The organism is bacterium, assembly GCA_040757115.1.
In the GTDB taxonomy this organism is placed as follows: Bacteria; UBA9089; CG2-30-40-21; order CG2-30-40-21; family SBAY01; genus JBFLXS01.
Map to the genome: position 1 here is coordinate 1 of JBFLYA010000148.1, position 9,274 is coordinate 9,274.

The 9,274-nt window shown below is 36.1% G+C and carries 6 protein-coding genes; all 6 read right to left on the reverse strand.

What is annotated here, in order from left to right; translation table 11 throughout:
* Positions 1–211: 211 nt before the first annotated feature.
* Complete coding sequence (locus tag AB1422_12750; GenBank protein MEW6620180.1) at positions 212–2,017, reverse strand: alpha/beta fold hydrolase; 1,806 nt, start codon at positions 2,015–2,017, stop codon at positions 212–214.
* Positions 2,018–2,052: 35 nt separating this feature from the next.
* A complete protein-coding gene (locus tag AB1422_12755; protein ID MEW6620181.1) occupies positions 2,053–2,946 on the reverse strand; it encodes a hypothetical protein in 894 nt (297 codons plus the stop codon).
* 193 nt (positions 2,947–3,139) lie between these two features.
* Positions 3,140–5,590, reverse strand: a complete 2,451-nt coding sequence (locus AB1422_12760) for a hypothetical protein (protein ID MEW6620182.1) — start codon at positions 5,588–5,590, stop codon at positions 3,140–3,142.
* Between the two features lie 45 nt (positions 5,591–5,635).
* Complete coding sequence (locus AB1422_12765) at positions 5,636–6,565, reverse strand: hypothetical protein (protein MEW6620183.1); 930 nt, start codon at positions 6,563–6,565, stop codon at positions 5,636–5,638.
* 170 nt (positions 6,566–6,735) lie between these two features.
* Positions 6,736–8,331, reverse strand: a complete 1,596-nt coding sequence (locus AB1422_12770) for a DPP IV N-terminal domain-containing protein (protein MEW6620184.1) — start codon at positions 8,329–8,331, stop codon at positions 6,736–6,738.
* 44 nt (positions 8,332–8,375) lie between these two features.
* Complete coding sequence (locus tag AB1422_12775; protein MEW6620185.1) at positions 8,376–8,681, reverse strand: hypothetical protein; 306 nt, start codon at positions 8,679–8,681, stop codon at positions 8,376–8,378.
* Positions 8,682–9,274: the final 593 nt, after the last annotated feature.

The following is a 9,274-nucleotide window of genomic DNA, read 5'->3' on the forward strand; positions in this document are numbered from 1 at the left end:
TTTCTTTAGCTGGTTCCCCACCCATAGCTTGTAACACTGTACCTCCCCCAATCACCATACTTAAAACCACTAAAAACCCTAATACTTTTTTTACTTTAAACATCTTTCAAACACCTCCTAAAATTTTTAACTTTGTTTTTTTAACTATACTACATTTTTTAACATTTGTCAAATTCAATTTCTCATTTTTCCCCTCATTCCTTATTTACATTTACACCTTTATCTGATGAATCAAATTATCATCTGGTATTAATTCATCACCTGAGGTAACTACAAATGAGGTACTTGCTTGACTATCTGCAGGTAATTCTAAGGTAGATGCAGGATATTGGGTGATAGAAAGGCATTTTGATGCCCTAATCAGTTTCATCTCAATATTAGCCGTAAAAGACTTATTCTTTGCCTTGTTAGTGATAGTGATGTAATGAGTATGTGATTCATGTGGCTCTGTAAAATTCTCCCAGGCAGGATGGATAGATACAAAGATAGGTGGCACAATCTCAAAACTCCAGCGATAAGGAGATTGTTTCAAATCATGCCCTGGCTCATTAGCATTATCCTTTGCCTCAATTGAGCAAGAATACTCACCATAATCTAAGTTATTCACTGCTGATGCTTGATGAAAGGTTCCTTGAGGAGTATTCAATACAATAGTTGAATTATCAATCCCGGAGGCATAGCTGTTAACTGGTGGGTCAAAAAGCGTAGCAGAGATATTGACTGTCCAGGGTGTCTCCTCAGCAATAATCACCTCACCATTTGCTGGGGTGGTGGCAGTTACCTCCGGCTCCTCGGTGTCAATTAAAAAGGAATGGTAGCCTGATATTGGTACTTCAATAGTTTCAATAATATCTTCCTTACAATCAGCACTGGCTATCTTTACCTGCATTTGTGTTTTCTCCTCAAAATAAAGCCTTGCGCTGCCGTCAGTCCCTTTGGGAATATTCAAGATTACAGAGAAGTTCTTACCCGAGCCGGCTAAAGATATTGGATGTGGAGAAGAAAAAGCACCGTTACCTTTAATAAATAGTGTTGGTGCTGAAGGTAAAGATTCGGATAAGGTAATAGAGATAGATATTGCCCCTTCTCTGACAGGAGATTCCCTTGAGATAGTAATTTGTGCTGTGATAGGAGATTTAGAAAACAGCTCTTCTAATATTTGTCTTTTAACCTTAACACTTTTGTATAAGTCAACATGATGTGTTGACAGGGCACCAATATCCTCAAGCCTTTTAACTGTCTTTCTCTGCTGATGTAGAAGTCTACCTTTAGCAGAGAGATAAGAAACCACACCATCTCCACCCTCAAACAATGGTGGGCCAATCCTATCCTCAGCTAAATTAATATAAGTAATCGTTGGTGGGTCTGAATTTAATTTATTCTGCCAGAAATACTCCATAAAGGCACTACCTTTTTCCTGCAATTGCTCAGTTCCAACTAAGTTAGGGTCAGGTTTGTTATACTTCTTAGCAATATCTGATTTCCATTTTGAAGAAACTGGTAAATTTCGGAAGAAGTCAGATATACCACTACCCATCTGCGGTGTCCCCATCATAATAATTTGATTTATGTCATTGCCGTAGCGGGGGATGTTGGAGATGGTTATCTTTTTGGGTTCTTTTTCACCAGCAGGAGTATATTCATAATCCATTGTAGGCTGATGTTGATTCCCATACATCATAGTATAAAGCTCAGCTACAATACCACCTCTTGAATGAGCAACAATATCAAGTTTAGTTGCTCCTGTTCGTCTCTTAACTTCATCTATTGCTTGTTTAAGCTTTTTAACATCCTCTTGTATCAATCCTTGTCCTCTGTTAGGAAAATCACCAAACAAATCAGCTAAGGTAAACACATCAAATCCTGCATTTTGCAATGTCTTCACCATGCATCCATCTTTAAAACTCTGTGAATCACCATTGAGTCCATGAACTATCAATACAGGATTTTTAGCAAAAGCAGGACTTAACAAAAATAAAGTGCCTACCAGACCTAAAATAATGGTTCTTTTAAACATAATTTACTCACCTTCAAAAGATTAAAAATTTAAGACTAAAACTCAAACTCACTATCTGGAATACCAGTATTTAATTGAATATTGCTAAGAGTAATTTCTTCTGTTGCTCTTGCTGTTTTAACAAACTTTGTTGGAATCCAAGTATCATTGATAAGTACAAAATTACTGAATTCTCTGGTTGAACTTACATTACCACTTTTAATTCCAATTGCTATAATTTTTGTAAATACCCCTTTATTAAAATCCATTGTGAATTCGTATCTTAACCATCCTGGTACAGGATAGTTATACTCATCCTCAGGATTACTTGCTTTCGGCACTGCCTCAATCACCCAGGTATCAGGTTGAGGATTATCAATCACCTTCGTATCAAACTTAGTCATTATCTCATCCAACCGCCAGTAGAAATCAAGTCTATCTGGGTCTAACATTAAATACCAAGGAAGTTTGTATATCCAATCTTCACCATCTACTTTCCTATAATGGGTCTGATTTTTTATAATGGTAGGACTTTCTGGTTCATCATTAAGAATATACTTAAGTTTATCTGGTGGTTTAAATAAAAACTTTAGATTAGCTATATGGGTATCTTTAAATAATGGATACCCCCATCCTCCTTCCTTTTTTGTCACACTATACATATCTGCCTTCAGGTCTTGTATCTTCTGGTAATTCGCCTTGACCTTATCCAGTAATGCCTGGACAGTAGGCGTGCCGATTTGTTTTGGTCTAAGTGGTAGATTTTTCTTTTTTACCACCTTTTCCTGCTTCGTCTTTTGCTCATTAGCCTTTAGCCATGGCCACTGCCATTCTATACCCTGGGCTATAGTGCTACTGCATAGCAAGATACACATCACCCCAATGCAACACATTATCTTTTTAATCCTTGTTCCTCTTGAATTTCCCTTTAAACCTTTTAAATTACACATTGTTTTTTACCTCCATATTTTTGATAATTGGTTAAATGGTAACTGGTTAAATAGTCACCCTTTACCAGGTTTCTTTAATTATAACACATTTTTTGTCTTTTATCAAGGTTTAATTTTTCATTTTTTCTTTTTGTACACTGATTGCACGGATTACACTGATTTTTTTTATTTTTATACTCCGTGAGAATCTGTGCTATCCGTGAAATCCGTGTACTTTAGATTCCAAACAGGTTAATATCCCGGGCAAAAACTCAAATTCATAGCCATATTTCTGTGTAAAACAAACTACCACACCACCTTCCTCAACATATCTCCGTAACCTCCATTCCAATATTTCAGAAGTATCTACACCACTTAATCCATAGCTCGGAATAATTAGCACCTTGAAGTCGGATAACTTGCGAGGGATGAGGGACGAGGGATGAGGGATGAAGGACGAAAGAGGAGGGACGAGGGATGAAAGAGGAAGTGACTTTTGGAGTTCAGACTTTAGCCTTTCATTCGCAGCATTGGGCATTTGGATTTGATTTGATATTTGGAATTTGGATTTTGGAATTTGTTTGTAATTTGGAATTTGTGATTTGGAATTTTCCTCAATGGAGGATGGTAACGGTTCAAGGTCACGATCGATAAACCAGACAGGCTCTTTAAACCGTCCTAAAAGATGTGCTACTCCATCCACAAATCCATTCAAATACACCCCAACCTCTGCCTCAGAATCTATCTTTGCCGGTGTTGGGTATCTTGGGTCTGAAATATCATAGGATTCATCCGGATGGTCAGTGACTATGTTCTGGCCATTGGCATACTGAATGGCAGATAATTTTAAGCCACGGACAGTTATTATTATCTGATGAATCAAATTATCATCCGGTATTAATTCATCACCTGAGGTAACTACAAATGAGGTACTTGCTTGACTATCTGCTGGTAATTCTAAGGTAGAAGCAGGATATTGGGTGATAGAAAGGCATTTTGATGCCCTAATCAGTTTCATCTCAATATTAGCCGTAAAAGACTTATTCTTTGCCTTGTTAGTGATAGTGATGTAATGAGTATGGGATTCATGTGGGTCTGTAAAATTCTCCCAGGCGGGATGGATAGATACAAAGATAGGTGGGGCAATCTCAAAACTCCAGCGATAAGGAGATTGTTTCAAATCATGCCCTGGCTCATTAGCATTATCCTTTGCCTCAATTGAGCAAGAATACTCACCATAATCTAAGTTATTCACTGCTGATGCTTGATGAAAGGTTCCTTGAGGAGTATTCAATACAATAGTTGAATTATCAATCCCGGAGGCATAGCCATTCACTGGTGGGTCAAAAAGAGTAGCAGAGATATTGACCGTCCAGGGTGTCTCCTCAGCAATAATCACCTCACCATTTGCTGGCGTAGTAGCAGTAACCTCCGGTTCCTCGGTGTCAACCAGGAAATTATACTCACCACTAATTGGGGCTTGAATAATATCTTGAACTTCCTGACAATTTTCATCGGCTATTGTTACCGGAATTGATGTTGTCTCGTTAATATAAAGTTTGGCATTACCATCGTCGCCTTTGGAAATAAAGCATTTACCAGAGAAGTTTTTCCCGGAACCAGATAAAGCAATCTCTGGTAGTGGCACTGGGACAAATCCTCCCTTTTGGTAAATGAGTGTTGGTGGACATGGTAAGGTCTCAGAAGTAGTTACATAAACATTTATTGCCCCTTCTCTGACAGGAGATTTCCTTGAAATAGAGATGTTAGCTACAATAGGAGACTTAGAAAACAGCTCTTCTAATATTTGTCTTTTAACCTTAACATTTTTGTATAAGTCAACATGATGCGTTGCCAGGGCACCCATATCCTCAAGCCTTTTAACTGTTTTTCTTTGCTGATGTAGTGGGACACCTTTAGCTGAATCAAAAAAAATTACACCATCACCCGGTTTAAACGATGGAGGACCAATCCTATCCTCAGCTAAATTAATATAAGTAATCGTTGGTAGGTCTGAATTTAATTTATTCTTCCAGAATAACTCCTCCATAAAATTACTACCTTCAGTCCGCTGCTGCTCTATTGCTACAGAATACGGGTCAGGACATTTACCTTTCTTATGGATTTCATTAACTATCTCTGGATTTTTATATGAAAAATCAGCCCACTCACTTCCCATCTGCCCTGTCCCCAGCATAATGATTTGATTGACATCATTGCCGTAGCGGGGGATGTTGGTGATGGTCTTATTTTTTTTAAATTTTTCTTTTTTGGGTTTTCCAGCAGGATAATACGAATAATCCATCGTAGATTGATATTGATCACCAGACATCATAGTATAAAGTTCAGCTACAATACCACCTCTTGAATGTGCAACTATATCTACCTTATCTGCACCAGTAAAATTTTTAATCTCATCTATCTTTTGTTTTAGCGCCTTTACATCTTCTTGTATTAATCCCTGGCCTTTATCATCAAAATCAATAGTAAATATCTCTTTTCCCTCATACCCAGCATTCATCAAGGTAGTTATTAAACAACCTTCTTTCCACATTTTTGAATCCGCAAAAGTTCCATGAACTAAAAGCACAGGATTCTTCGCCACGGCAGGACTTAACCAGAATAGACTACCTACCAAACCTAAGGCTATAACTCTTTTAATCATAATCCACTCACCTCCTAAAAACTCTAAATTCTATACTCTAAACCCTTACTTGAACTCAAATTCACTATCTGGAATACCAGTATTTAGTTGAATATTACTAAGCGTAATTTCTTCAGTTCCCTCTCCTATTTTAATTAATGTGGTGGGTATCCAAATATTATTGATTAGTTGAATATTTTTATATTCGGATGCTAAATCTTTATCTCCTCCAGTTTTTGCATCAAAATCAAAAATTTTTGTAATTACTCCTTTTCCATAATCAATATAAATTTCTAATCCCCACCTTGGTGAAAATGGATAATTGTACTCATCCTCAGGATTACTAGCTTTCGGCACTGCCTCAATCACCCAGGTATCAGGTTGAGGATTATCAATCACCTTCGTATCAAACTTAGTAATTATCTCATCCAACCGAAAGTAAAATTCAAATAACCTTTGTGGGTCTAATAAAGTATACCATGGTAGTTTATAACTTCCAACAGAAGACTCTTCAGTAATTGGTGCTCCCCATTCTCCTATACTTTTACTGTATTTAGTACTATCTTTTACAATTACCGTGAGAACATTTTCGGGTGGTATCCATTTAAGTTTACCAGGTGCTTTAAAGAAAAACTTTTCATCCTGTGTAATTAAATCACCTACTATGCCTAACCACTTAGCAAATTCAGAATCCCATGTTTTGAAATTCCAATTTGCCTTCAAATCTTGAATCTTCTGGTAATTCTCCTTGACCTTATCCAGTAATGCCTGGACAGTCGGCGTGCCGATTTGTTTTGGTCTAAGTGGTAGATTTTTGTTTTTAACCACCTGTTCCTGCTTAATCTTTTGCTCCTTAGCTTTTAGCCATGGCCACTGCCATTCTATACCCTGGGCTATAGTGCTACTGCCCAGCAAAACACACATCACCCCAATGCTACACATTATCTTCTTAATCCTTGTTCCTCTTGAATTTTCCTTTAAACTTCTTTTACCCATTTTAAATCTACCTCCTCATTAGTTTAATTTTTTAGTAATCGGATTAGACGGATATACTGGATTTTTTATCTGCTTAATCCGCTAAATCCGATTACTAAAATAGGATTAGGGTCAGGCAGTTCCCTTTACATTCCACATTTACGGTTTGACCCCAAGAGGAACTAATCCTCTCAAGGCATCCAGTTAATTAATTTACCATCTTTCTTTGGCTTAAATATCAACTTTTTATTTTTACCATTGGAATCCATTACCCATATCCTGTGTTGTGTTCCAAATAGCCAATGCATCTCTTTCCAAAATGCAATTTTCGAACTATCAGGAGACCAGACATATAGCTGTTTTAAAATATTAGAAGAGTAAACATCCCCCTTTTCTGTAAGAGACTTTTGATTTTTACCATCACTATCCATTATCCATATATCGTTATTATTTTTAAAAATAATTTTATTTCCATCAGGAGACCAAATCGGTTTTGAGCCTATCGTTGACAACTGAATTTCTTTCTCGGTCATAATATCTACTTTCCATATTCCATTGCTGACATAAACAATTTTTTTACTATCAGGTGCCCACGCAGGTAATTCTTTATTAGCCCATATAGTATGTGAAGTTAGTTGTTTTCTATTCGTTCCATCTACATTTATAACTCCTAATGTATAAAGAGTAGGATAATCTTTAAGTGTTAAAAAAACAACCTTTTGCCCATCTGGTGAGAAGATGGGATATTCCTCACTAATTTCATCTGTATTACTTAACCATTTTAGTTCATTAGTAAGCAAATTTATTAAACAGATATCAGAATTATCCTGGCAATTTATCATCCCATCATTATTTGTATCTTTTCTTTTAGAAGAAAAGACGAGTAAAATTTCATCATTACTCCATGCAGGATCTTCAGCATAATGAGAAGATACTACCCTTTTATTGTTACCATCAAACTCCATTATCCATAATCGTAAATCAACAGAAAGATTTGCAAAACAACCTGTTCTTTCTAATTCTTTTTCTTTAAAAGTTATGAAAGATACATATTTCCCTGTAGGAGAGAACTTAAAACCGAATTCGTAACCATAAGAAAAAGATGGAGCGGTTGATAAAAGTTTGGGTGTTTTCTTGTAATGAGTTAGCATGTATAATTTTTTATCCACTGAAAAAACAAGATTTCCAAAAGGGAGTTTTCTCTGTAATTCAAACAAATGGGGTTTATCAAGCAAATCCCATTCAAAATAGAGTAAACTTCCTCCTCCAGTAACTAATGCAAGGGCAAAAATTATCCACATCCCTAATTTTACTACTCGCTCATTTAGCCATTTAACTATATTTCTACTTTGGATAATACCCCATATTAGTCCACAAAATGCTGAAATTGGAGTAATGAACAAAATTAGGAATACATAACCTATTCCTGCCAGCCCTTCAGGTTTTCCAAAAGTCATGTTACCTATTAAAATTGCTACCAATATGCCAACTATCCCAAAGAGACCTATCCATCCAATAAGAACCCCTAAACATATTATTGGTGCTATTAGTGCTACCCACTTACTTTTTAATTCTTCCTTAATATTTTCTCCCTTCCATATAAAATATATCCAGCTAAAGATTGCCATCCCTATAGAAAATATTACTATCGTTGCTAAAATTACATTCACTACTTTATTTTGGAAAGGGATATCCTTTAAAAATGAGGATAGAAATATAGGATAAAGACATATTTCAATAATTATCCCTACTATTCCTCCGCATAAGATAAAATGTAAAAACTTCATATTTTTAACCTTCCTTGATTAAAACTTCATATTGGAAAATTTAATTACAAAACTTCTCTTTTTATCTCTGCCGTTAGGTCTTGTATCTTCTGGTAATTCTCCTTGACTTTATCCAGCAATGCCTGAACAGTCGGTGTGCCGATTTGTTTTGGTCTAAGTGGTAGATTTTTCTTTTTAACCACTTTTTCTTGCTTAGTCTTTTGCTCCTTAGCTTTTAGCCATGGCCACTGCCATTCTATACCCTGGGCTATAGTGCTACTGCCCAGCAAGACACACATCACCCCAATGCCACACATTATCTTCTTAATCCTTGTTCCTCTTGAATTTTTCTTTAAACTTCTTTTACCCATTTTAAATCTACCTCCTCATTAGTTTAATTTGTAACCGTTCAGGTAATCCTTTACCGCAGAGACGCAGAGGAACAGAGAAGACATAGAAATAAAGTAACTATTCAGCCACTGATTAACACGGATTAGCACGGATAAAAAAATAAAATCAGTGTTTCATCTGTGTCCATCTGTGACTGAATAGTTACCAATAAATTTTAATTTTTTCTCTGCGTCTCTGTGGCATCTTGCGGTGAACAGTTACTTTAATTTTTTAGTAATCGGATTGAGCGGATTAATCGGATTTCTTTTCTGTTTTTTATCTGCTCAATCCGCTAAATCCGCTTACTAATAATATACCCTAAAAATTTCAATCTGTCAATACCTCAAATTTCTTATTTTCCCTATTTTCCCTATTTTCCCCTTTTTCCTTATTTACACCATCTCCTTCTTTGTAACCGTTCAGGGCTATACATTAGAAGTGTAAACAAGGAGAAACGCTCATGAGTCTGCGACTCACAAAGTCTTATGGTGAAATGTCAAGTAAAAAATTAAGTTTTTTTAAAAATATTTTTCTTGACTTATATCCCTAAAAAGGCACAAAAATAGTATGTTCG